This is a genomic window from Akkermansiaceae bacterium, assembly GCA_017798145.1.
Classification (GTDB): domain Bacteria; phylum Verrucomicrobiota; class Verrucomicrobiia; order Verrucomicrobiales; family Akkermansiaceae; genus Luteolibacter.
On the sequence record CP059069.1, the window covers coordinates 2,087,142 to 2,111,971 of the forward strand.

Below are 24,830 nucleotides of genomic sequence, written 5' to 3' on the forward strand. Positions count from 1 at the left end.
TCGCAGGGCAAAGATTCCAGAGCAAGCTCGACGTTGGGGATGCGCCGGAAGCCGTTGAAACAACCGGCACCCTCCCCGCGTTCACTCCGGCGATGAAACGCATCGCTTTTTTGCTCGGGCTTCTCGCCGTGCCCGGCCTCGCAACCGCAGGCCAAACCACCGTGGCCATCCCGCAGTTGGACTCCAAGGGTGACGTTTACAAGAGCGAGGGCGAGACCGACCCGCTGATCTACGAAAACGCTGTGGGGCGGAAGAAGGTCATCATGATGTATCTCGATTTCGAGGACGCGGTGATGGAAGAGGATACCCGCGAGCGAGGCGAAAAGGTGCTCGGCGGGGACACCTTCGAGAAACTTTTTGCGGCGCAATCGTATGGCAAGCTCAGCTTCGACATCTCGCACGTCCACGGCTGGCGCCGCCTGCCCGGCAAGGCGGGCGACTACAGCAGCAAGACCACCGATTCCCACCGCGAGCTTTTCGTGCAGGTCTTCGCCCTATACCCGGAGATCGATTTCCGCGAATACGACTATATCAACGCCAACATGCCCCGCATCGGCAACACCGCCTTCGGCGAACGCGAGGACATCGCCATCCCCTACCGCGGATCCAAAATCAAGGTCGCCATGAACCTGTCCAGCCCTAGCCCGTACGTCCTCGCCCACGAGGTCGCGCATCTCATGGGCCTTCCCGATCTCTACACCTACGGCGGTGTGGATGGGCCGAAAAACCCGGCCGGCCCCTGGGATCTGATGTCCAGCGCGGGCAACGCCAGCGGCTTCCTCGGCTGGCACCGCCACAAGCTCGAATGGCTCGATGCGGACAGGAAAACCTATCTCAGCGGCAGCGACACGAAACTCACCCTCACAGCCCTTGATGCCAAGTCCGGTATCTCCATGGTTGCGATCCCCGTTGATGATCCCGCGAAGCCGAGCAAGGTCTTCGTCATCGAGGTCGCCCAGGCACGCCGCTATGGGGACGGGAAATCCATCCCCGCCGGAGGGGTGCTTGTTTACACCGTCGATGCCACCCTCGTTTCCGGCCACAATCCGGTCGTGGTGTATCCGAAGGAGGACATGAACAAGGCCCCTTTCCTGACAGGCGACCGGTTCGAGCACAAGGATGCGCCTTTCACGCTCGATGTGCTAGGCGGCAGCCCGGAGGAAGGCTATCGCCTCGATATCCGTTTCACCGGGCGGTAGCGGCAGCCGGCGCGGGGTGCGAAAGGGACTGCGGCGCGGGCTCCGGATCATTCCACCCGCCATCGCTCCATGAGGAAATGATCCCCTGGGGCCATCGCCCTTGGAAAAGGCTGAAACCCTGGCACAGGGATAGTGATGTATTGGATTGCCCTAAGTCCTGAGATCACTAGACTGAACCTTCCGTCCATCATCTCAGTTTCGGAATATCACGGTGATGAACCGGCACAACCCGCCCCAGATGGCAAACCCGCCTGAACAGGGAACCGGTTCAAGAAGTCACCCAAGGCCTCTATGAAAAACCAGCCCGTTGCCAGCCGCCCAGGCGGTTTTGCCCTCATCGCCACCCTCACCCTGATGGTGCTGTTGGCAGTGCTGGCGCTCGGGCTGCTCAGCCTCAGTTCGATCAGCATGAGGTCGTCCGCCTCAGGCTCGGCTCTCTCGATCGCCGAGGCGAACGCCCGCATGGCCCTCGTGCTCGCCATAGGCGATCTCCAGAAACATGCAGGCGCCGATACCAGGGTCACGGCCAGGGCGGATATCCTGGATGAGAAAAACCCTCCGGTGCTCGGCGTCTGGAAAAGCTGGGAGGGTACGGATCATGAGGAATCGGGAAGACCCCGTGCACCGGACAGCTACGCAAGCGTGAAAAACAGCCGCTTCATCGCCTGGATGACATCCGGAAGCCAAGCCGGGATGCCCGACACAAGGCCCGGCACCGGCAAGGCCACCCTGGTGGGCGCAGGCTCAGCAACCAATCCCCATCAGCAGATCCACCTCCCCGCCATCAAGCTGAGCAAGGCCGCCGGCAACGGGGCCTACGCATGGTGGGTGGCTGGCGAGAACATGAAAGCCCGCCTGCCCGTACCGGCCGATCCGCCGGGGCGCAGCCCCGGACAATGGGCGGCGGCCATGAAGTCGCACTCCACGGCCGACCCCAAGCCCTTCGGCCTGGATGCCCTGCTCAAGGATCCGGCACCTGCGAGGAAGGCGTTCACACACGGCCTGATGGATCTCGTCCATCCCGGCTCGCCGCGGATTTCCTCGGAGTTTTTCCACGACATCTCCGCGACCTCCGCCGGCCTGCTGACAAACGCGGCGACAGGCGGATGGAAAAAAGATCTGTCCCTTTTCACCGAGAACCAGGCGAAGATCGGAACCAAGGATCTGCCGCTGTTCCGGTTGACACCGGAGAAAGACAGCTTCACCACCCTGGCGACCCAGGGCGACGTGAGGGGAAGCAAATCGGTGTTCTATCCATGGTCTTCCTACCGAGGCTCCACGAGCAGCATCCCCATCTACCAGCATGCCGCCGTGGCGAGCTGGAACAACCTGCTCGACTATGCCCTGCTTTACAAACAGGTGGATTCCGCCGCGAGATCCATCCCGACTTTCTCATCCCCCATTGATACCAACATCTTCCCCTTCCTCCACCAAGTCAGGATCATCCCTGTCATCGCCCGGATCCAGTGGGTGTATTCCCACAGCGCCGGATCGCCCATCGCCAACGGACCCAACATGGGGAAACAGGAGGCGCGGCTGCTGCTCACCCCCGTCATCACGATGTGGAACCCATACAACCTGGAGATCACTTCGCCGACGCTCACGTTCGTCATTCCCAAGCCCATTCCCTCCGCCCTGAAATACAAGGTCGGCGCGGTGAAAAACACGAAATTCATGAGCGTGATGGGTGGAAACCTCAACAACTCCCCCTCTCTCGGGCCCGGCACACTCCGCTATGGCATCCCAGCCGCCTTCACCCTCAAGCCGGGGGAAACGCGGATTTTCAGCCCGGCCTCCGAAACCCCCGCCACGGCAGGCACCCAGCTGGCCCTGAATCCCGGATACCGCAGCAGGGGAGGCCATTATTTCCCGCTCAAGAACGACGACGGGGCACCGATCCATGCCGCCCCCACCGACACCATCAAGGCCGAAGCCGTTTTCGACACGATCTACAATGACAGGTCCATCGGCGTCGGCATCTACCTTGACATGATCATCGGCGGCCGCCGCCACCTCGCATACCGGATGACCTATGCGCCGGAGGTGGCTAGGGCGGTTTATCCCGAACTCAACGACATGTCCACCTCCCCTCCGATGGCCAACCTCGCCACCAACCCCTCGCCCTTCATGACCACGGTCTTCGGGGCGCGGATGGCGAGCCGAACCCACATCCCGCAAAGGGGCTTCGTGCAGTCCAGCCCTCTGGTGAACTACACGGCCATGGGCGGGAAAGACCTGGTCGAAAGCACCATACTCAGGAAATACCGCGGCTCGGATCATCCCGTGAACTCCCCCTTCGACTACAGCTTCAAGGCGATCACCGCAAACGACAGCAACGCACCCGGCGAGGACGCCACCACCCAGCGCGGCTATATCGTCACCGGCTTCAACAAGGCCGACGGGCTCTCCCGCTGTGTGATCGCAGAGCTACCCTCCCGGCCGCTGCAGTCCCTCGGCGAACTCCAGAACTGGGATCTGCGTTACGAAAACCCCGTCGCCCCCTTCGCCTTCAACATCATCGGCAACAGCGATGCCACTCCCCTCATCGCCGCCGATGCCGTCATCGCCGCCCACTCGGATGACCAGAACCTCCAGCACGACGATTCCTACTGCGCCAACCACCTCCTCTTCGACGACTGGTTCCTCTCCTCCATCGCCCCGGATCCGTCGAACTTCGGCACCAGCGGGAGGGACATGAAAACCGTTTTCGCCGATCTCATCGCTGGAAACCGGGATCTGCCGAATTCCGCATACCGCCCCATCCCCGGGGATAGGGGCGGCGATGCCAACAGGCTTTTCGCGGAACACATCGATACGGCGGACTCCTGGAAAACCGTCGCTTCCCGCATCGAGGTTGAGGGCATGTTCAACGTCAATTCCACTTCAACCACCGCATGGCGCGCCATCCTCGGCCACGCCCGCAACCGCAAGGTTCCCTACATGAAGGAAACCGGCGCAAGCTTCGGCATCTCCCTCTCCGGCGAGACCGACCATGCGGTTTCCCGTTTCAGCGTGGCAGGGGACTCAGACACGGGCTCCAAAGGATCATCGGGGGCATTCCCGGGTGCCAACGAGTTCACCGGATACCGCATCCTCGACGATGCGATGATAGCCGCCCTCGCCGGGGATGTCGTCAGGCAGGTTCGCCTGCGCGGCCCCTTCCTGTCCCTCTCCGAATTTGTCAACCGCCAGCTCTCCTCCGGAAACCTGGCGCTTGCGGGCACACTCCAGGCAGCCCTCGACGAGATCGCGAAAAAAGCGGCAACCAATCCCTACAAGGGCATCACCGCTGTCATTTCCCGCCCCGCAACGGAAGACCCCCCCGGCGACGGCGAGGAATACGCCTTCAAGAAAGCAGCCGTGGGCGAAGGCACATACGGCCTCCCCGGCTGGACGCGGCAGGCGGACATCCTCCGCCCCCTTGCACCCATCCTGACGGTGCGCGACGACACCTTCACGATCCGCGCATACGGCGATGCCCGCGACAACCAGGGCAACGTCCTCGCGAAAGCCGTCTGCGAGGCGACCGTCCGGCGTACCCGCGACTACACCGACCCTTCCGACCCCGCCGATCTGACCACCTATCCCGCCTCGCCGCAGAACCGAAGCTTCGGGCGGCGCCTTGACACCGTCTCCTTCCGCTGGATCCCACCCGATGAAGTCTAACATGTTCATGGAACGCCGCATTTCAATCTGCTCCCTCTGGTTTCTGGTCTCCGCAGTCTCGCCTCTGCCCGCCGCAGAGCGCACCTGCCGGGTGCTGTTCCTGGGAACCGCAGGCAGCGCCCCGGAGAGCCTGCAGCTCTTCGCAGGCAAGGGCTCACAGAAGATCGAGCTGCCCCGCATGAACCTCTCACCGGTTTACACCCTGCCGCCCGGGGACATCACCTTGTTCCTTTTGGAAAACGCCCCGGAAAAACCGGAAGACATCCCCGCAGGCTCCCCCAAAGCCTTCCTCGCCGAGAGCATTTCGGATTTCTACCTGTTCATCTCCGACAACCGCGAAAATGAGGCACTGCCCTTTTCCATGCGCATCATCAAAGCGAACCCCGACAAATTCCGCGACGGACAGCTGCTCTGGTTCAACCTGACCGGGAACCTCATCGCCGGGGAAATCGGCACGCGCAAACTCATGCTCCGGCCGATGGCCCGGCAGATAATGAGGGAACCCGCCAAGGCGACCGGGGACTACCCGGTCGACATCCAATACCGATTGCCGGGGGAAACGGACTCATGGCCGCTGTGCGCTACGAAATGGCTGCACAACCCTTCCGCCCGCATCATCATGCTCATCCTCCCGGAATCCGGAACCCGCATACCGCGCATCATGAGCTTCACCGATTTCCGCGAAAAACCCGCCGAGCAGCCCTCCAGCCAACCGGGTTTGTCGCGGCAGGGACAATAAGGCCGGCGCAATCCGCCCTTGCCTGGGTTCCGTTTCGCAACTTTTATCTCAGCCATCCGGGAGAAACGTCGGAAACCACGCCACCATGCCCCGCCTGATCCAGTTCCGCACCCTCCTCCGGCAACAGGGTGTCACCCTCGGCCTGATCGCCTTCCTAACCGCGGTTTTCCTCGTCCAGACCCTCGTCGGCCATTCGTTCACCGGGCGCTACTGGGCCATCCCTGCGGAGATCGTTTCGGCATGGGACGGCATACGCTCGGGAAATCCCATCCCGGGTGCCTGGGAGCAAATGTTCACCCTTTTCTCCGCGGCCTTGCTGCACGGCGATTTCGGGCACCTTGCAGGAAACATGGTGTTCCTGTGGATCTTCGCCGCCATCGCCAGCGAGCTGCTGGGGGCGCGGGCGGTGATCCCGGTCTTCGTTTTCACCGCCCTCTGCGGCAGCATCTGCCACGTCGCCCTGAATGCGGACTCGCCCATCCCCTCCCTCGGCGCTTCCGGGGCGGTCATGGGCTTCGAGGGGCTCTACCTCGGCATGGCCGTCCGATGGCGCCTGCCGGATCCCCATATCTGGCCCATTGCGAGGCCGGTCGCGCCCGGACGGCTCGCCCTTGTCGGCATTTTCGGGCTGACCATGGATTTCATGGGCTTCATCGGCGGAGAGGTCGGCGTGGCCTACGGCGCCCATCTCGGCGGCTTCATCGGCGGGCTGTTCCTCGGCAGCTTCATCGTACGAATGCCCCGCGTCGCCATGCCAAGGTAGCGCCCGGCATCCCGGCGGAGGCCTGATCCGTTTGCAATTTCCGCAGGAAAGGCTACGTATCGGGATCCCATGAGCTCACAGCTATCATCCCGCCGCGGCTTCCTTCGCGGCTTTGGCGCGGCGGTTTCCCTGCCGGCACTGGAGGCCTTCCGCCCGCTGATGGCGGCCACGCAGACGGCGCGGGCGGTTGGCACAACTGCCAGCGGAGCCCCCCTGCGCATGGCATATCTCTACATCCCCAACGGGGTGAACGTGGCGAAATGGCGCCCCCAGGGAACCGGCTCCGGATACAAGATGGGTGCCTCTTTCGGGGAAATGGAAAAACACCGTCAGGATTTCCAGATCTTCACCGGCTTCGAGCAGCAGAACGCGACCAACGGCGGCGACGGCCCCGGTGATCATGCGCGCGGCACCGCGGCTTTCCTGACCAGCGCCCGCCCGCGCAAGACCGCCGGCTCCGACATCAAGCTGGGCATTTCCGCGGACCAGGTGGCGGCGAACGCGGTTGCCTCGCACACCCGCCTGGCCTCGCTGGAACTCTCCACCGATGGCGTCCGGAAATCCGGCAACTGCGATTCCGGCTACTCCTGCGCCTACCAGTTCAATCTCTCCTGGCGCTCGGAAAACCAGCCGATGACCCCGGAGGCGAACCCCCGCGCCGTCTTCGAGCGGCTCTTCGGCGGCGGCTCCGCGAAGGAACGCAACAACTCCCTTGGCCAGCGGCTTGCCTCCAAGAAATCCGTGCTCGATTTCATCGCACACGATGCCAGGGCCCTGCACCGCCACCTCGGGCGCACGGATCAGCACAAGCTCGACGAATACCTCACCGGAGTCCGCGAGATCGAGAAACAGATCGAGAAGGCCGAGGCGCTCGGAATCCCTGCGGATCCCGGCACACCCGCCCCGGAGGGCAAACCCGACGATTACAGGGATCACCTCCGCATGATGTTCGACATGATGGTGCTGGCCTTCAAAACCGATTCCACCCGCATCTCCAGTTTCCTGATGGCACATGACGGATCGAACCGCTCCTTCGGCGACATCGGCGTGAACGACGGCCACCACAACCTCTCCCACCACCGCGGCAACGAGGACAACCTCCGCAAGATCGCCAAGATCGACGAGTTCTACCTGGAGCAGCTTTCCTACTTCCTGGGGAAAATGAAGTCCACCGAGGACGTGGACGGGAAATCCCTGCTGCACAACTCGATGATCGTCTATGGCGGCTGCATTTCCGACGGCAACAAGCACAACCACGACGACCTGCCCATCATCCTCGCAGGCAACGGCGGGGGCGCATTCCAGCCCGGACGCCACGTCGATCTCGGCGAGAACGTCCCGCTGGCCAACCTCTACCTCCGCATGCTCGACGAGTTCGGCGCCGGCGCGAAACGCTTCGGGGATTCCACCGGCTCGCTGCGCAAGGTCTGATCACAGCCCGCCGGGCCGGGAGATGAACCCGCATTCCAGGCCGAACCTTGCCGCGATCTTTTCCGAAAGAAAACGGACGCCGAAGGTCTCCGTGGCGTAATGGCCGGCGTAGATCACGTTGAGCCCGCGCTCCTCTGCCTCCACGTAGGTCCAGTGGGAGCCCTCGCCGGTGACAAACGCATCCATCCCGGACGCGGCCACCCTGGCGACCTCCGAGCCGGCGCCCCCCGTGATGACCGCGACTTTCCGGATCTCCTCCCCACCCGCCGGGCAGAGAGTGACATCCCGCCCGACAGCCCGCCCCACCGCGGCGGCCAGCTCATCGCGGCTTCTCCCCCAATCGCCCGCCACCCCCATGGGGAAGCCGTCCTTCGGGAAGACCGGAGCTATCCCCTCAAGGCCGATGGCCTGCGCCAGCAGCACGTTGTTTCCGAAAAACGGATGCACATCGAGCGGCAGGTGGGAGGAATAGATCGCCAGGTTCCCATCCATCGCCGCCCTGATCTTCCTGTAAAACGGGCCGGTGAGCGGCTGCACCCCCTGCCAGAAAATCCCGTGGTGGACGAGGAGCAAGCCTCCTCCGGACGAGGACGCCTCCTCGATGACCGCCAGCGAGGCATCCACGGCAGAGAAAATCCGCGCAACCTCCCCGTCATTCGCGAGCTGGAGGCCGTTCATCGCCCCCGGGTAGTCCTTGATCTCGGAAACCCTCAGCTCCGCATCCAGGTGCGCCACGATCTCATCCAGGTTCGCCATGGCTTGATGACTACCCTTTCCGGCTCCAGTTGACAACGCCTTCGGCGAAATCGACCGGCTTTCCCGCGATGAAATCCCCGAGATCCGGCGCGAGCGGCGCCTCCCACGCGACTTCCCCGCCCTGCCAGCTGAGGCCGAGCCGCGCCGCGTGCAGCGCATGGCGGGGAAGGATCAGCTTTTTGGAAAGCCCCGCCGTCCAACCTTTCTCCATCCATTCCAGGTATTCCGAGCCGTCGCCGGAGTAGAGCTTGTCGCCCGCGATGGGGTGGCCGCCCGCCGCAAGATGGACGCGGATCTGGTGCATCCTGCCCGTTTCCGGGAAACACCGCACCAGCGAGAACCTCTCCCCGTCCCTGAGGAAGCGATCTTCCACTAGAAACCTAGTGGAACATTCCTTGCCGCTTTCATGGACGATCTGGCGCACCCAGATCCCGGACGGGGCGATCTCCCCGGCCCGGAGGATCCTGGCATCGCAAGTCCATGCATCCTGCTCCGGCCAGCCTTTCACGATGGCGAGGTATTCCTTATGAGCCTCCCGGCGCTCGAAGATCATGCCAAGCTCGCGGGCGGCTGCGGTGTGCTTGGCGACGAGCACCAGCCCGCTCGTGTCGCGGTCGAGGCGTGTGATGATCCCGAGGCAGGCACCATTCTCGATCTCATAGGCATACAGGTTTTCCAGGCCGCCGAGCAGGGTCGGCTCCGGCTTGTTGTTCGCCGGATGGACGATGAGCGGCGCGGGCTTGTCCACGACCACCCAATCCTCCGTCTCACCGATCACCCGGAAATTGGCGACTACCTGCAGGCTCATCTTCGTGGGATGTTAGCGTCCCGATTCGAAAAAGGCACGCCGCAAACCCGTCCGTGAACGGGCTTGCGGCGTTGATCAAAAATGCTGAATCCCAGCGGACTAGGACTTGTAGCGGAGACGCTTCTTATGGCGGTTCTGCTTCATGCGCTTCTTGCGCTTGTGCTTGTTGATCTTTGTTTTGCGGCGTTTCTTAATGGAGCCCATGGTGTTATGCGGGGTTGGGGTTCAAGGAAATTGGTTACGGGACGAGCTTGTTGAGGGGATACTCGATGATCCCCTCCGCCCCGAGGGACTTGAGGTCGGGGATCATGTCCCTCACGAGGATCTCGTCAATCACGGTTTCAACCGCCACCCAGCCCTCTTCGGAGAGGTGGGAAACGGTCGGACGGCGCAGCGAGGGCAGTTTCGCCAACAGCTCGGAAAGCCGGTCCGAAGGGAGGTTCATCTTCAGCCCCACCTTGTCCCGGGCCAAGAGGGCGGACTTCAGGAGCATGGAAATCCTCTCCATCTTCTCCCGCTTCCATGAATCGGCGGCGGCGGCGGGGCTGGAATAGAAGTGGGGGAATGAGGTCAGCAGGGTGTCGACGATGCGGAGGCGGTTCGCCTTGAGCGAGGATCCGGTCTCGGTGACATCGACGATCGCGTCCACAAGATCGGGCACCTTGACCTCGGTCGCTCCCCAGGAAAACTCAACATCGGCCTTGATCCCGAGCTTGTCGAGATAGCGCTGGGTGATCCCGACACCCTCCGTGGCGATGCGTTTCCCCTCCAGATCCTGCGGCGTTTTAATCGGGGAATTTTCCGGAACGACAAGAACCCAACGCGTCGGGTTCACGGAAGCGCGGGAATATTGGAGCTCCGCGAAATCCACGAGATCCGGGCCGCCCTCGGTGGCCCAGTCGAGGCCGGTGATGCCGCAGTCGATGAATCCCTGCGCCAGATAGCGGCCGATTTCCTGCGCGCGGATCAGGTAGATATCCAGCTCCGGGTCGTTCGAGGTGGGGCGCAATCCCCGCGACGAGACATAGATCTCGTAGCCGGCTTTCCTGAAAAGCTCGACGGTCGGCCCTTCCAGGCTGCCTTTGGGGATGGCGATCTTGAGACTCTTTGACATGCGGCGGTGGAAACCCGCGTCCTGTGCGGGGGCGGCGTTTGTAATCCCGAAACCCGAGGAATCAAGCCAAGTTTTGAAAAAATCCCTTAATGATTACGGATTTCCAGTCCTGGGAACTTTGAAATCGAGAGGCTCACTTTAGTTTAAGCAGCCCACCCCGTTGACATCCGGCCAGCCTTTCCCGAGAGTCAGACATGTTGAAAAAACTCATCCCCGCAATCATCATGCTCACAACCGCAATCTCCCAGGCCGGTGGCGAATTCCGCCACGTCGTCATGTTCAAGTTCAAGGACTCCGCCACTCCCGCGCAGGTGGCGGCGGTCGAAAAAGCCTTCGCCGAGCTACCCTCGAAGATCGATACGATCACCGCCTATGAATGGGGCGTCTCGGAGAGCGTCGAGGGCAAGAACGACGGCCTGACCCACTGCTTCCTCGTCACCTTCAAGGACAAGGCCGGCCTGGAAACCTACATCCCCCACCCCGCCCACCTCGCCTTCAAGGAAATCCTCCTCCCCATCCTCGATAAGGCGCTCGTCTTCGACTACACCGCGAAGTAGCTGCGATCTTCGGCCACCCGCCCCATCTTCCCCCTTGCCTCACCCACCCGCATCGGATTGACTTTGCGGCGATGCAACCCAACCGCTTCCAGCCCCTTCTCTGGGTCATTCCGCTGCTCCCGCTTTGCCTCCATGCACAGGAGGGCGGGCAGATCCTGCCGGAAGGCGCGCCGCCGCCGGTGGATCTCATCCAGCCCGTCCCCGCACCGGAGATCCCTCTCGGCGGGGTGCAGCAAGGCCCGGTGCTGCCGGAAAACCTGAAAATCGACAACCGCGGCGGCAGCATCGTGGGCAATGGGAATGCCATCCGCCTCGGCGGCCCGGTGAAGGTGACGGGCGACAACGGCCTGGAGATCTTCTCCGACCGCGCAATGGTCGACATGAAGGCGAAGACGGTCACCTTCGAGGGCAACGTCTCCGTCTATCAGGGCAACATCCTCCAGCGCGGGGACAGCGCCGTTTACCACTATGAAACCGGCGTCCTCGATGGGGGCGGCCTGAAGGTTTCTGTGGATCCCATCATCCTTGAGGCGGGGAAATTCACCGCGCAATCCGCGGATGGCGAGACCGTTTTCATCGGCGAGAACGCAGGCATCACCACCAACGACGTGGAGGATCCCAACTACTGGATCCGTTCCGACAGAACCACAGTCTATCCCGGCGAGAAAATCACCTTCGAGAACCTCAGGATCTACGCCGGTGACAGGCCGGTGTTCTGGCTGCCCTACCTGAGCCAGCCGCTCAACGCCGCCCTCGGCTACCACTTCGTCCCCGGCGCCCGCTCCAACTGGGGACCCTACTTCCTCAACACCTACGGCATCATGCTCGGCGGCGAGCGCAACCCCCTCACCGGCGAGAACGAGGACGCATGGCTGCTCTCGGAATGGCGCTTCGACATCCGCGCCACACGGGGCGCCGCATTCGGCCTGGACTTGTCCGACATCCGCGAGGAAAACCGCGAGGAAATCTCCGGCCTCAGCCTATACTACCTCTACGATCTCGACCCCCGGGACTCCCGCAACGGACTGCCCCGCTTTGGCGTCAACGAGAACCGCTACCAGCTCCAGCTCCGCCACCGCCAGCCGCTCGATTTCGGTAGCGAAGCGGATTGGCGCCTCGACACCAACCTCACCCTCCTTTCCGACCAATACTACCTGGAGGACTTCGCGCCGGACATCTACCGCACCAACCCCGCACCGGACAACACCCTCGGAATCTACCGCCGCGACGACGAGTCCCTGCTCTCCGCATTCGGCCGCTTCCGCCTCAACGACTTCTACCGCACCGACACCCAGGGGCCGGAAGTCGCCTTCGACCAGGTGCGCAGGCCGCTCTTCGGATCGCCGCTTCTCCACGAGGGGCAGACATCCTTTTCCTTCCGCGGCGTGCAGGCGGCGGATCTCACCCGCAGGAACATCCTCACCCCGCTGCTTGCCCTGCCGCCCGGCGACCCTCTCGTCCCCGGCCTGCTCGCCCAGCTCAACGGCTACGAGCGCACCCTCGTACAGCAGATCCGGGGCTTGCCGCCGCTCGACCCACGCATCCCCGCGCTGCGCGCACAGCTGCTAGACACCGGTTTCCACCGCTTCCACTCGAACCATTCCTTCTCCGTGCCCATCACCTACGGCGATTGGTTCACCCTGACCCCGAGGATAGGCGGCGCATACACCCACTACTCCGCAGTGCAGGGGCCCGCCGGGACGGATGCCCGCTTCATGCTCCACGGCGGCGCGGAGGCGGCGGTGAAAATTTCCAGGAACTACGGGAACCTGCGAGACGAATCCTGGGGCATCGACGGCCTCCTCCACGTGCTCCAGCCCTACGTCAACTGGTCGGTCACGGGCGTCGATGAGCTCGACAGGGACTATCCGAAGATCGACCGGCTGACATTCACCACCCGCCCGCGCCCGCTCGATCCCTCAAACTTCACCGCGATCGATGAGTTCGAGAGCTGGAACATCCTCCGTTTCGGCACCCGCAACCACCTCATCACCCACCGCGACGGCCAATCCCACGAATGGCTCTACATGGACACCTACATCGACAGGTACATCGACGATCCGGAGGGCAACCGCGATTGGTCCAACCTCTACAACGATATCCGCTGGCAGCCGCTGCCATGGCTGGGCGCGGATCTCGAGACGCAGCTCCCGCTCCTCGGCGGCGGTTCAGGCTTCTCGGAAATCAACACCCGCCTCCGTTTCATGCCTTTCGAGGACATGGAGGTCTCCCTGGGCTACCGCCATCTCAACAGCCACCCGGTGCTGCTGGATTCCGACCGCATCGAGCTGGGCACCTACCTGCGCCTCAGCGAGAACTGGGGAGCCGGCACGCTACATATCTTCGAGATGGACGATGGTGTCCTGGAGGCGCAGCAATACACCCTGCACCACGATTTCGGGAACTGGGTCATCGGCATGGGACTCACCCACCGCGACAACCGCTTCCGCGACGAGTTCGGCATCATGTTCAGCCTCACGCTGAAAGATTTCCCCTCCGCCTCCTTGCCTTTCAGCCTTGATGCGGAATAGTCACCGCGCCATGCCAATCACGACAGCCGACCTTCTCTCCGCCCTCCGTTTCCGCTACGCCACCAAGGCCTTCGATCCCACCCGGAAAATCCCGGCGGACACCTGGGCGGCCATCGAGACCTCGCTCACCCTCACCCCCTCCTCCTTCGGCCTCCAGCCGTGGAAGTTCCTGGTCGTGGATTGCCCGGAAACCCGGGAAAAACTCAAGGCTGCCTCGTGGGGCCAACCCCAGCTCACGGATGCATCCCACCTCGTGGTACTCACGGCCCGCACCGATCTTTCCCAGGCGGACATTGATGCATGGGTCTCGCGCCTTTCCGAAGTCCAGGGCACGCCCGTGGAAGCCCTCGCCGGGCTATCCGGCATGATCGCCTCCTTCACGGGTGCCATGGACGCCACCGCGAAGCAGGCATGGAACACCCGCCAGGTCTACATCGCATTGGGGCAGCTCATGGCTTCCGCCGCCGTCCTCGGCATCGACACCTGCCCGCTGGAGGGGATCTCGCCGGCGGACTACGATGAGATCCTCCGGCTGGAAGGCAGCGGCTACGCCACCGCCGTCGCCTGCGCCCTCGGCTACCGCTCCGCGGATGACAAGTATGCCGCCATGCCCAAGGCACGCTTCCCCGAGGATGCGCTCATCGCTCACGTCTAGCCGAGGGGAGCCGTGGTCCGGAAATCCATGCCTTGCGCCCGCTGGGGAGGGCAAGGGATGTTCGCCACGCAGGTCGCCGATTCCTAGATCGAGGCCCCTTTCCCCAGCACCTTCATTGCGGCGCTGTGGCCGGGGATGCCGCTGACAGCCCCGCCGCGGACGGCCGATGAGCCGCAGAGAAAAACATTGGGGTGCGCCGTTTCCACACCCCATAGCTCCGCCTCCGCCTCCTCCCCAACGAAGGGCCAGGTGAGATCGCCGTGGAAAATGTTGCCCTTGGGCAGGTGGATCTTTTCCTCAAGGTCCACCGCGCTCATCGCCTCGATGCATGGCCTGCCGTCCGCATCCTCCGCAAGGCAGCTTTCCAGCGGCTCGGCGAGGAATTGGTCCACCCCCGCGATGTATCTCCGCAGCGCCTCCGCGCGCATGGCCGCGTTGTTATCCCTGAAAAGCGAATACGGCATGTCCAAGCCGAAGAGCGTGAGCGTGTGGTAGCCCTTCCTGGCCAGATCCTCCGAAAGGATGGAGGGATCCGTCAGGGTGTGGCAGTAGATCTCGCCCGGCGGCCTTGCCGGCAGGATCCCCGCGGCACTCTGCGCATGGCTGGCCATCATCTGCGCGTAGCCCTCGTCGATGTGCACCGTCCCCGCAAACGCCTCCTCGGGCGCATGCACGCTGTCCCGCAGCTTCGGCAGACGTTTCAGCAGCATGTTGACCTTGAACGCGGTGCCCTCCACATCGTCCCCGGCCGCCGCAGTGCCGGTCAAACCCGCCAGGACATCCGCCGAGGCGTTGCAGAGCACATGGCGCGCATCCACCTCCACCCCGCCATCCTCGGTCTCAAACGCCACCACGCTCAGCTTCGCACCCGGATCGATCCGGGTCGCCCGCGCACCGGCGGCGACCGTCACCTTGCCGGTGGCCAGCGCCGCGTCGCGAAGCCCGCCGATGAGCGCGCCCATGCCGCCCACCGGCACCTGCCACTCGCCGGTGCCGCCGCCGATGATGTGGTAGAGGAAACAGCGGTTCTGGAGCAACGAGGGATCATGCGGGAAACCCGCCACGCCGATGCGTGCGTCGGTGAAGACAAGGCCGCGCACGAGGTCATCGGAAATGAGCTCCTCGATCAGTTTTCCGAGCGGCTCCTCGATGATGGCCTGCCATGCCTCCAGCCCGGCGCCCTTCAGCCGGGAGCGCATCGCATCCCGCGAGACCAGCGGCTCCAGCATGCTTGGCCACAGCACCCGTGCCAGCTCCGCCTGCATTTCCTGGAGCCTGAGGTAGCCCCGGTAATCCCCATCCCCGCCCGTCAGCGCCGCAAAGGCATCGCGATTCCATGCCTCCGCACCCTCGCCGTTGCGCAGCAACAGCTCGCGGAAACCACCGCCCGCCAGCGAGGGCGTCCACGAGGCCGTCGCGCGCCGCTTGCTGCCGAAGGCGATGCCAAGATCGTCCAGGATTTTCCGTGGGAACAGGCTGACGAGATACGAGTAGGCGGAGAGCCGCGCATCCATGCCTTTGAAAACCCGCTCCGAGCGCGTCGCCCCGCCGATCTCGGCGTTGCGCTCCAGCACCAGCACGGACAGGCCCGCCTGCGCCAGGTAGCACGCCGCCACCATTCCGTTGTGCCCGGAGCCGATGATCACCGCGTCGTAGCGCGTCTGGAACGATGTTGCCATGCCGGGAGGATGGCCTGCCCCGGCTCCGGGGTGCAATGCGAATGGCGGGGCTTTGGTCTAGAAATACGTGCGGAATGCCAGCGAGTAGGTGAAGGCGTCCATATCCCCGGCGGGGGTGTTCAGCGTCGAGTATTCGATTCCGGCCATGATCTTGGCGTTGTCCCCGCAGATCAGGTAGTTGAGTCCGGCATAGAGCGTGTGCAGCTCGTCGCCGCGCCCGCCGCCGTCGTTCACCAGCGGATTGTCATGCTGGGAGCGGACGTAGCGGCTGTTGGTGCGGATCCCCTGATCCCTCTGTGACCCGGCATACTGGTATTGGAACACCGCCTGAAGCTTGTCCTCCATGATCCAATACCACGGCATCACCACCAGGCCGTGGAACGATCCGCCGCGGGCCGGGTTCAAGCCGTTGTTTTCCCCTACAACCAGCGTGGCCAGCGTTCCGAAGCGCCCGTCGTCATAGATCGCGTTGAGCGCCGTCGCCCAATCGTACCCAAGGTAATCGTCCGCACCGGATTGGTCGTTCTGGACGAAATCCAGGACAAAGCGCAGCTCTTCGCTATGCTGGTATGCTCCGGAAAAATAATAGGCCTGGCCATCGTTCCAGCCGCCGATGAATTCGGAATCATCCTCGCCGCTGAAGATTCCGAGCGTCGCGGACCACGCACCCACGCTCCCGTTGAGCGTAAGCCCGGTCGCACGGTTCGGACTTCCATAGAGCTTGTTGGCGATCGCCGAGCGCTCGATGGTGTAGATCTCCTTTGAGGACATGTGGACTTCCTCCGTCATGTTGAACTTGTGACGCCCGTATTGGACATCGAGCGTATCGAAGGCATCCACGCCAAAGGCTTTCTTGATGTTGAAATTGACGTATGCCTCGTCGAAATCCTCATACGGCCAGTCGAGGCCGCCGCCTGCGGGGTTGTTGCGGTTGTCGCTCACCGCGTTGATGCCGATCTTCGCGGTGAAATACCGCAGGAATTCCGTCTTCGTCTCGATGCGCACCCGGCGGTAGTCGTCATAGGTGTCGGTGAAATCGCGCCCGTTGACGTCCTGGCCGTCCACGTAGGCGGTCTGGTATTGGAAGCGCGCGCCGATGTTGAAGGACTGGAGGAAGGGATTCTCCGCGTTTTTGTAGATCGTGCCGGGCTTGCTCTGGAGCCATGAGCACCAGTCGCCGGGGTTGCTTGCGGGGGCTTCTGCCAAGGGGCTTGCGGGGCCTGCGGTGGCGATGGCCGGCAGGCCGATGGCGAGTCCCAGGACGATTGCGTTTTTGAGTGTGTTTTTCATTGTTGTGTGTCGGTTCTGTCACGCGACGGCGGGCACTTAAGTGACGGGAACGTGACAATTGGAGCCTCTTTGTGTGACAAGTATGTCACATACCGGGCAAAGCACCGGATCTCAAGCCCCTGTTTGCCGCCAAGGCCATTACTCTGACCACGATGTTCCGCGCGCAACCAAAATCAGCTTTGTGACAAACCTGTCACAATTCCCCTTTTGCCAATGTGACGGAATCCCATGCTAGCTCTCGTCCGTGACGAAACACGCGCCACGAACCACCACAAACACCATGAAATCGAAAGCAATCCGCCTCGCCGCCACCATCCTTGCGGCCACCCCTGCCTTCGCGCAGGAATCCCACATCGATGCCTCCATGCCCTCCTACGCGCCGGTCAGCGGCGTTTCCGGGAACCTGAACTCGATCGGCTCGGACACCCTCAACAACCTCATGACCCTATGGGCGGAAGGTTTCAAAAAGGCCTACCCGAACGTCAACATCCAGATCGAGGGCAAGGGCAGCTCGACCGCACCGCCGGCGCTCATCGAGGGCACCGCACAGCTCGGCCCGATGTCGCGGGAGATGAAAGCGGAGGAGATCGATGCCTTCGAGAAAAAATACGGCTACAAGCCCACGGCGGTGAACCTGGCGATCGACGCGCTCGCCGTCTTCGCCCACAAGGACAACCCGATCAAGGGCCTGAGCATGGCGCAGGTGGACTCGATTTTCTCCTCCACCCGCAAGAAGGGCGGCGATGACATCAGCGATTGGGGCCAGCTCGGCCTGGATGCATGGAAAGGCCGCGCGATCTCGCTCTTCGGGCGCAACTCCGCCTCCGGCACCTACGGCTTCTTCCAGGAGCACGCGCTTGCCAAGGGCGATTTCAAATCATCCGTGAAAGAGCAGCCGGGCTCCTCGGCGGTCGTCCAGGGGATCGGCGGCGATCTCTACGCGCTCGGCTACTCCGGCATCGGCTACAGGACATCCGGCGTCCGCCCCCTGCCCATCGCGTCGGAGGGCTCCGAGTTCTTCGAGGCAACCTACGACAACGCCCTTTCCGGCGATTACCCGATGGCCCGTTTCCTCATCGCCTATGTGAACAAGAAACCCGGCGAGCCGCTCGACAAGCTGACCCTCGAATTCCTGAGATACGTCCTCTCCAAGGAAGGCCAGATGATCGTCGAAAAGGACGGTTACTACCCGATGCCCGCCGAGCTGGCTGCGGAAACCGCCGCCGCGCTCGCCAAGTAAGGTGGCGGAAGCGTCACACTAGCGCAGACACAAGGCTTGCCAGTCAGGGAGGGGGAAAACTAGATTTCCTCCTCCTTTTCATGCCCTCCCGATGACCCCCGAAGAAACCCAACTCCCGGACCCGAAGCGATTCGAGGTTTCCCGGGCGACCCTCTGGTTCGACCGCTTCATGGGCTGGGCGATCCGTTTCGGCGGGATCGCTGTGATCCTGGCGGTGTTCGGGATCTTCTGGTTCATCGGCAAGGAGGTCGTGCCGCTGTTCAGACCGGGCGAGGTGGTCGAAAGCACGGAGGTCTCTGCGGACGTTGCGCCGCTCATCCTCGGCGTGGACGAATGGGGCGATATGCCGTTTTTCTACTCCGGCGGGCAGACGGTGGTGTTCGTGGACGGGCAAAGCGGGCAACGCAGCGAGATCCAGGTGCCGGGGCTGGAGGGGCTCACCGTGACGGCGAGTTCCTACGATCCGGTCAACCGCCGCGTCGCCCTCGGCCTTGGGGACGGGCGGGTCGGCTCATTCATAGTCGGCTATGAAAGGGTTTTCGAAAACGGCGAGGCGAAGGGCGTGAAGCCATCCGTCACCGCCGAGCCATGGTTTGAGCTGAAGGCCGGTGAGGGGGCCGTGACAGGGATCGCATACGGGGATGACGGCACATCGCGCGTCGTCGCGGCGAAGCGCGGAACCGGCGAGGCAAGGACGGTGGAGGTCCTGCGGCTCGGGATGAAGGGCGGCCTCATCGGCGGCAAGACACTCAAGCTGCTTGCGGAGGTGGATGTCTCCTCGGAAATCGAAGGCGATGTGGTGATGCTGCGCGCCTCGCAGAACGGAAGCATGGTGCTGGCCGCGAACGCCGAGGGCGAGGTGACCTACCTGCTCGCAGACTCCGCCGGCGTGACGAGGCGCCAGGTTTTCAGCCCCTTCGGGGGCGGCGGCCTGGCCGAGATGGATTTCCTTTTCGGCGGCGTTTCCGTGATCCTGACCGCCACCGATGGCCGCCAGGAACAGTGGAGCCTGTTCCGGAAAAGCGACGATGCGGAACGGCTCTTCGGCATGACCAAGGACTTTCCCAACCTCGGCCCGGGCGAGAAGGTTTTTGCGAAAAGCCAGCGCAACCGCACCTTCCTGACAGGTGCCGGGAAATCGCTCTCCATCCGCCACAGCACCTCGGGTGCCGTCCGCTGGGAAGGTGAGGCGGAATTCGCCCCCGCTGCCGCCATCCTCGATGCGAAGGGCGAGTCTTTCTGGATCGCCTCCGCAGGCGGTGAGGCGCGGAAGTTCGAGGTGAAGGATCACCACCCGGATGCGGGATTGGAGGCGTTCTTCGGAAAAGTCTGGTACGAGGGCGGCGACGGCCCGGTGTACCAATGGCAGTCCACCGGCGGCACCGGCGACTTCGAGGCCAAGCTCTCCCTGGTGCCGCTCATCTTCGGCTCGCTCAAGGGAACCGCCTACGCCCTGCTGTTCTCGGTGCCCATAGCCCTGCTCGCCGCCGTTTTCTCCGCCGCTTTCCTGCCGCCGGATGTGAAGCGCTTCGTCAAGCCTACCATGGAGATCATGTCCTCGCTGCCCTCCGTGGTGCTCGGCTTCCTCGCCGGGCTGTGGCTTGCGCCCATCCTGGAAAACCGCGTCCCATCGGTGCTCATGCTGGTGATCTTCATCCCCGCCGCCGCACTGCTGGTCGGTTATGCCTGGTGCCGCATGCCGCTCGCCTTCCGCAACCGCTTCGAGGGCGGCGCGGAATGGGTGATCGTCGTCCCCTTCCTCGCCCTCGCCGCCTTCGCAGGCTGGTCGCTTGGGCCGGTCATCGAGCGGGTTTTCTTCATCTACACGGATCCGGCCAGCGGGGCGAAGATCGCCGATTTCACGCTATGGTGGCCGCAGGCGACAGGCACGCGCTTCGAGCAGCGCAACTCGCTGGTGCTCGGCTTCATCATGGGCTTCGCCGTCATCCCCGTGATTTTCACCATCGCCGAGGACGCCCTCTCCAATGTCCCGAAGAACCTGACGGCAGCAGCAGCAGCCCTCGGAGCGAACCGCTGGCAGGTGGTCTGGACGGTCATGCTGCCCGTTGCATCCTCCGGGATTTTCTCCGCGCTGATGATCGGTTTCGGGCGCGCTGTCGGGGAAACGATGATCATGGTGATGGCCACCGGCAACACCCCCATCATGGAGTGGAATATCTTCAACGGGATGCGCACGCTCGCCGCAAACATCGCCGTGGAACTGCCCGAGGCTCCCGTCGGCTCCACCCACTACCGCACGCTGTTCCTGGGCGCGGTCGTCCTTTTCGCCATGACCTTCGTGATGAACACCATCGCCGAGATCCTCCGCCAGCGCCTCCGCGAGAAAAACAAGCTTGTCTGACAGATGACCGCAATGCCTTCACGAAAACAGTTCGCCACGACCGGAAGGTCGCGCAAGGGCGAGCCTTTGGTATGGCTCACCGCCGCCGGGCTTGCCATCGGCGTGACCATGGCGCTGGGGCTTTTCCTTCTCATCCTTGTCAAGGGCGCGGCATCCTTCTGGCCCAAGCGCATCGAGCTTTTCGAGATCCGGAAAGGCGACACCACCGAGCTCATCGCGGGATTCGAGACCCAGTCGCGCACCCGCAAGGATGCGGATGGGAAAGAGGTGCGGGAGATCCAGGTCTTCCGCGGCAACAAGGATTTCAGCAACGACACCTTCCTCTACATCGATGCCCGGGACATCGTTTCGCGCAGCCTCCCGGAGGACGGCATCCTCATCGAGCGTCTCACCTACGGCCCTGCGATCGGGGAGCCGGTGGCGCTTTTGGTGGACGGCGAACGCATCGGCGCAGACGATGGGGCATTCCGCGAAGCCCTCGGCTCCGTCATCGGCAAAAGCGGCGAGACCCGCGAAAAGGTTCTCCACATCGAGCGCAAGCAGATTGGGAAAATCAGCCTGGCGATGGAAGAGCTGTCACGTGCGGAAAAGGCCGGGCGGATGACGCCGGAAGCGGCTGCGGGGGAACGCGCCGCGCTCCAGGCGGAGTTCGACAAGCTCAAGGCAAAGGCCTCCGAGCTCGATGAATCCATGGCCGCCAACAGCCTGATCTACAAGATCTCTGATGGCCGTGAAAAGACCCTCCCTTCCGACCAGTTGCTCGGCGTCTTCTCGCCGAACCGCACCGGATTTTTCGGACGCCTCGGGGAAAGCCTGAGGCGCGCATGGCATTTCCTCGTCGAGGAACCCCGCGAGGCGAACACCGAGGGCGGCGTCTTCCCGGCCATCTTCGGAACCGTGGTGATGACCCTGGTGATGAGTTTCTTCGTCACCCCCTTCGGCGTCATCGCCGCCATCTACCTGCGCGAATATGCCAAGCAGGGCGCGATGGTCCGCATCGTCCGCATCTGCGTGAACAACCTCGCTGGCGTGCCGTCCATCGTCTTCGGCGTCTTCGGCCTCGCGTTCTTCGTATATTTCGTCGGCGCGAACATCGACCAGACCTTCTTTTCCGAGAAACTCCCCACCCCCACCTTCGGCACTCCGGGCATCCTCTGGGCATCGCTGACACTTGCGCTGCTCACCCTGCCCGTTGTCATCGTCGCCACCGAGGAAGCCCTCTCCGCCGTCCCGCGCGGCGTCCGCGAGGCCGCCCTCGCCTGCGGCGCATCCAAGTGGCAGGCGATCCAGCGCGTCGTGCTTCCCGCCTCGCTCCCCGGCATCCTCACCGGGGTCATCCTCGCCATGGCGCGCGGCGCGGGCGAGGTCGCACCGCTCATGCTCGTCGGCGTGGTGAAGCTCGCCCCGTCACTCCCCATCGACGATGTCGCACCCTTCATCCACGCCGAGCGCAAGTTCATGCACCTCGGCTTCCACATCTATGACCTCGGCTTCCAATCGCCCGATGCCGAGGCCGCCAAGCCCATGGTCTACGCCACCGCACTGCTGCTCATCATCGTCGTCGTCACCCTCAACCTCACCGCAATCACCATCCGCAACCGCCTCAGGAAACGCTACGCCGTTTCAAGCTTCTGAGGAATTCCGGCCGCAGAGACACGGAGACCGCAGGGCGATTTCCATGAATTTCCCAAACCACGAAAACCGTGCCTCTGTGGCCAAACCCCTTCATTCGCGAAAATTAGCGTTCATTCACGGTTAGAAATCCACCATGCCCCCAGCCCAGAAAACACCCCGCCCGGATTTCATCCGCATCGAGGACTTCAGCTTCCACTACGGCGCGAAGCAGGCGATCTTCCGCATCGACATGGCGATCCCGGAAAACGAGGTCACCGCCCTCATCGGCCCTTCGGGCTGCGGGAAATCGACCTTGCTGCGGAACATGAACCGCATGAACGACCTCATCGACGGCGTCCGCCACGAAGGCGACATCCGCCTCGACGGCACCAGCCTCTACGATCCCTCCGTGGAAGTGATTTCCCTGCGCAAGCGCGTCGGCATGGTGTTCCAGAAATACAACCCCTTCGCGAAGTCGATCTACGAAAACGTCGTCTTCAGCCTGCGCGTCGCCGGCCGCAGCGGCAAACGCGAGCTCGATGAAACCGTCGAGCGCTCGCTCACGGAAGCCGCCCTGTGGGACGAGGTGAAAGACCGCCTCCACGAAAGCGCCTTCGGCCTCTCCGGCGGCCAGCAGCAGCGCCTCTGCATCGCCCGCGCCATCGCAAACCGCCCGGAAATCCTGCTCATGGACGAGCCCTGCGCCGCGCTCGATCCGCTCGCCACCCTCAAGATCGAGGAGCTCATCACCAAGCTCAAGAGCCGCTACACGATCGTCATCGTCACCCACAACATGGAGCAGGCCACCCGCTGCTCCGACCGCACCGCCTTCCTCTACATGGGCAAGCTCATCGAATACGGCAAGACCATGCAGATCTTCGAAAGCCCGCGCCATGAGCAGACGGAAGCCTACATCACCGGGAGGTTCAGCTGAAATGAGCGCCACCGACCAGACAACCGCCATCCTCTGCTCCGGGGTCGATTTCTCCTACGGGAAATCTCGCGCCATCAAGGACATCAGCATGGAAATCGCCCGCAACGAGGTCACCGCTTTCATCGGCCCCTCGGGCTGCGGGAAATCGACCCTGCTGCGCTGCTTCAACCGCATGAACGATTTCATCCCCGGCGCGAAGGTCACCAAGGGCACCATCGAGATCGAGGGCATCGAGATCCACGACCCCGAGGTCGATGGAGTGGAGCTGCGCCGCCGCGTCGGCATGGTGTTCCAGAAATCAAATCCCTTCCCCCGCACCATCTACGAGAACGTCGCCTACGGCCCGCGCATCCTGGGCGAGAAAAACAAGGGCGCGCTCGATGCCACCGTCGAGAAAGCGCTGCGCGGTGCCGCCCTCTGGGACGAGGTGAAAGACCGCCTCAACGAGAGCGCCTTCAGCCTCTCCGGCGGGCAGCAACAACGCCTCTGCATCGCGCGCACCTGCGCCGTCGAGCCTTCCGTCATCCTCATGGACGAGCCATGCTCCGCACTCGATCCCATCGCCACCGCCCGCGTCGAGGAACTCATCCACGGCCTCAAGGCGGACTACACCATCGTCATCGTAACCCACAACATGCAGCAGGCCGCCCGCGTCTCCGACAAGACCGCTTTCTTCTATCTCGGCGAGCTGATTGAATACGGTGCCACCGCCCGTATGTTCTCCAACCCGCGGGTCAAGCAGACCGAGGAATACATCACCGGCAGGTTCGGTTAACCGCAAAAGAAATGAACAGCTCACCACACATACTCAGGGACTTCGACGCCGCCATCTCCACCCTCAAGGGAGAGGTGCTCAAAATGGCCGCCAAATCCCGCCACAACCTAGAGCGCGCGGTGCAGTCGCTCATGGAGCGCAACCTGGAGCTCGCCAACTCCGTCATCGCGGAAGACGACGATGTCGATGAGCTCGAGCGCGTCATCGACCAGCTCGGTATGGACATCCTGGTGAAGTACCACCCCCTCGCCACCGACCTCCGGCTCGTCGTTTCATCGATGAAGATCTCCATGAACCTGGAGCGCATCTCCGACCACTCCGTGAACATCGCCAAGCGCGCCAAGAAAATCATGGCCGCACCTGAGCTCGGCGATGTGAACCTCATCGAGCCGCTCTACACGCTCGCCGACCATCTCCTGCGCGACGCCATTTCCGCTTACAGCGACGGCAACGCCACCCTCGGCGCCTCCCTTCACGCCCGCGACAAGGAGCTCGACCGCATGGACAAGGCCGCCACCGCCCAGTTCGGCTCCCGCATCGAGGGGACGGAGGGGCGCAGCCAGGAATACCTCCACCTCATCTTCATCATCCGCTCCCTCGAGCGCGTCGGCGACCTGGCCTCGAACATCGGCGAGGATGCCGTTTACCTCGAGCACGCCAAGGATCTCCGCCACCTCAGCAAGGGCGACCGCGAGATCCAGCCAGACGAGTGAAGCG

20 protein-coding genes are annotated in these 24,830 nt (G+C 63.2%); 14 read left to right on the forward strand and 6 right to left on the reverse strand.

Going from position 1 to position 24,830, the window contains the following annotated elements:
• The first annotated feature begins 92 nt into the window (after positions 1–92).
• From HZ994_08825 to HZ994_08845, 5 genes are all read left to right on the forward strand, one after another.
• Positions 93–1,199, forward strand: coding sequence for a hypothetical protein (locus HZ994_08825; protein ID QTN32428.1), 1,107 nt, complete (start codon positions 93–95; stop codon positions 1,197–1,199).
• A 291-nt stretch (positions 1,200–1,490) separates the two neighbouring features.
• Complete coding sequence (locus HZ994_08830; GenBank protein QTN32429.1) at positions 1,491–4,865, forward strand: hypothetical protein; 3,375 nt, start codon at positions 1,491–1,493, stop codon at positions 4,863–4,865.
• A 1-nt stretch (position 4,866) separates the two neighbouring features.
• Complete coding sequence (locus HZ994_08835; protein QTN32430.1) at positions 4,867–5,604, forward strand: hypothetical protein; 738 nt, start codon at positions 4,867–4,869, stop codon at positions 5,602–5,604.
• A gap of 85 nt (positions 5,605–5,689) precedes the next feature.
• A complete protein-coding gene (locus HZ994_08840) occupies positions 5,690–6,367 on the forward strand; it encodes a rhomboid family intramembrane serine protease (protein ID QTN32431.1) in 678 nt (225 codons plus the stop codon).
• Between the two features lie 69 nt (positions 6,368–6,436).
• Positions 6,437–7,798: a DUF1552 domain-containing protein gene (locus HZ994_08845; protein ID QTN32432.1), complete on the forward strand. Its 1,362-nt coding sequence runs from the start codon at positions 6,437–6,439 to the stop codon at positions 7,796–7,798.
• Here the strand turns inward: HZ994_08845 and HZ994_08850 are convergent, their stop codons facing one another.
• The 4 genes from HZ994_08850 to HZ994_08865 form a co-directional block, all read right to left on the reverse strand.
• Complete coding sequence (locus HZ994_08850; GenBank protein ID QTN32433.1) at positions 7,799–8,554, reverse strand: Nif3-like dinuclear metal center hexameric protein; 756 nt, start codon at positions 8,552–8,554, stop codon at positions 7,799–7,801. It lies immediately after the preceding gene.
• A gap of 10 nt (positions 8,555–8,564) precedes the next feature.
• Positions 8,565–9,362, reverse strand: coding sequence for an RNA pseudouridine synthase (locus tag HZ994_08855; protein ID QTN32434.1), 798 nt, complete (start codon positions 9,360–9,362; stop codon positions 8,565–8,567).
• Positions 9,363–9,461: 99 nt separating this feature from the next.
• Positions 9,462–9,566 carry an AURKAIP1/COX24 domain-containing protein gene (locus HZ994_08860; protein ID QTN32435.1) on the reverse strand — a complete coding sequence of 35 codons (105 nt, stop codon included), beginning with the start codon at positions 9,564–9,566 and terminating at the stop codon, positions 9,462–9,464.
• A gap of 34 nt (positions 9,567–9,600) precedes the next feature.
• Complete coding sequence (locus HZ994_08865) at positions 9,601–10,476, reverse strand: ATP phosphoribosyltransferase (GenBank protein ID QTN32436.1); 876 nt, start codon at positions 10,474–10,476, stop codon at positions 9,601–9,603.
• A 224-nt stretch (positions 10,477–10,700) separates the two neighbouring features.
• Here HZ994_08865 and HZ994_08870 point away from each other — a divergent pair, with 224 nt between their 5' ends.
• The 3 genes from HZ994_08870 (at position 10,701) to HZ994_08880 (ending at position 14,219) form a co-directional block, all read left to right on the forward strand.
• Complete coding sequence (locus HZ994_08870) at positions 10,701–11,033, forward strand: Dabb family protein (protein ID QTN34353.1); 333 nt, start codon at positions 10,701–10,703, stop codon at positions 11,031–11,033.
• A gap of 71 nt (positions 11,034–11,104) precedes the next feature.
• Entirely contained in the window at positions 11,105–13,564 is a 2,460-nt protein-coding gene (locus HZ994_08875; GenBank protein ID QTN32437.1) for an LPS-assembly protein LptD, read from the forward strand.
• Positions 13,565–13,574: 10 nt separating this feature from the next.
• Entirely contained in the window at positions 13,575–14,219 is a 645-nt protein-coding gene (locus HZ994_08880) for an NAD(P)H-dependent oxidoreductase (protein ID QTN32438.1), read from the forward strand.
• 83 nt (positions 14,220–14,302) lie between these two features.
• Here HZ994_08880 and HZ994_08885 read toward each other — a convergent pair whose 3' ends face one another.
• Positions 14,303–15,898 carry an NAD(P)/FAD-dependent oxidoreductase gene (locus HZ994_08885; protein ID QTN32439.1) on the reverse strand — a complete coding sequence of 532 codons (1,596 nt, stop codon included), beginning with the start codon at positions 15,896–15,898 and terminating at the stop codon, positions 14,303–14,305.
• Between the two features lie 57 nt (positions 15,899–15,955).
• Entirely contained in the window at positions 15,956–17,188 is a 1,233-nt protein-coding gene (locus HZ994_08890) for a hypothetical protein (protein ID QTN32440.1), read from the reverse strand.
• A 280-nt stretch (positions 17,189–17,468) separates the two neighbouring features.
• Here HZ994_08890 and HZ994_08895 point away from each other — a divergent pair, with 280 nt between their 5' ends.
• The 6 genes from HZ994_08895 to phoU all read left to right on the forward strand — a co-directional run bounded on the left by HZ994_08895 (position 17,469) and on the right by phoU (position 24,826).
• A complete protein-coding gene (locus HZ994_08895) occupies positions 17,469–18,428 on the forward strand; it encodes a phosphate ABC transporter substrate-binding protein (GenBank protein QTN32441.1) in 960 nt (319 codons plus the stop codon).
• Between the two features lie 91 nt (positions 18,429–18,519).
• A complete protein-coding gene (locus HZ994_08900) occupies positions 18,520–20,790 on the forward strand; it encodes an ABC transporter permease subunit (GenBank protein ID QTN32442.1) in 2,271 nt (756 codons plus the stop codon).
• 12 nt (positions 20,791–20,802) lie between these two features.
• Positions 20,803–22,425 (forward strand): phosphate ABC transporter permease PstA, encoded by a 1,623-nt coding sequence (gene pstA, locus HZ994_08905; protein ID QTN32443.1) that lies wholly within the window; start codon positions 20,803–20,805, stop codon positions 22,423–22,425.
• A gap of 133 nt (positions 22,426–22,558) precedes the next feature.
• Positions 22,559–23,338, forward strand: a complete 780-nt coding sequence (pstB, locus tag HZ994_08910; GenBank protein ID QTN32444.1) for a phosphate ABC transporter ATP-binding protein — start codon at positions 22,559–22,561, stop codon at positions 23,336–23,338.
• Positions 23,298–24,113 carry a phosphate ABC transporter ATP-binding protein gene (locus HZ994_08915; GenBank protein ID QTN32445.1) on the forward strand — a complete coding sequence of 272 codons (816 nt, stop codon included), beginning with the start codon at positions 23,298–23,300 and terminating at the stop codon, positions 24,111–24,113. Before pstB ends, HZ994_08915 begins: the two co-directional genes overlap by 41 nt.
• Before the next feature lie 11 nt (positions 24,114–24,124).
• The gene (gene phoU, locus HZ994_08920) at positions 24,125–24,826 is read left to right on the forward strand and encodes a phosphate signaling complex protein PhoU (GenBank protein QTN32446.1); all 702 of its coding nucleotides are present in this window, start codon (positions 24,125–24,127) and stop codon (positions 24,824–24,826) included.
• Positions 24,827–24,830 lie beyond the last annotated feature (4 nt).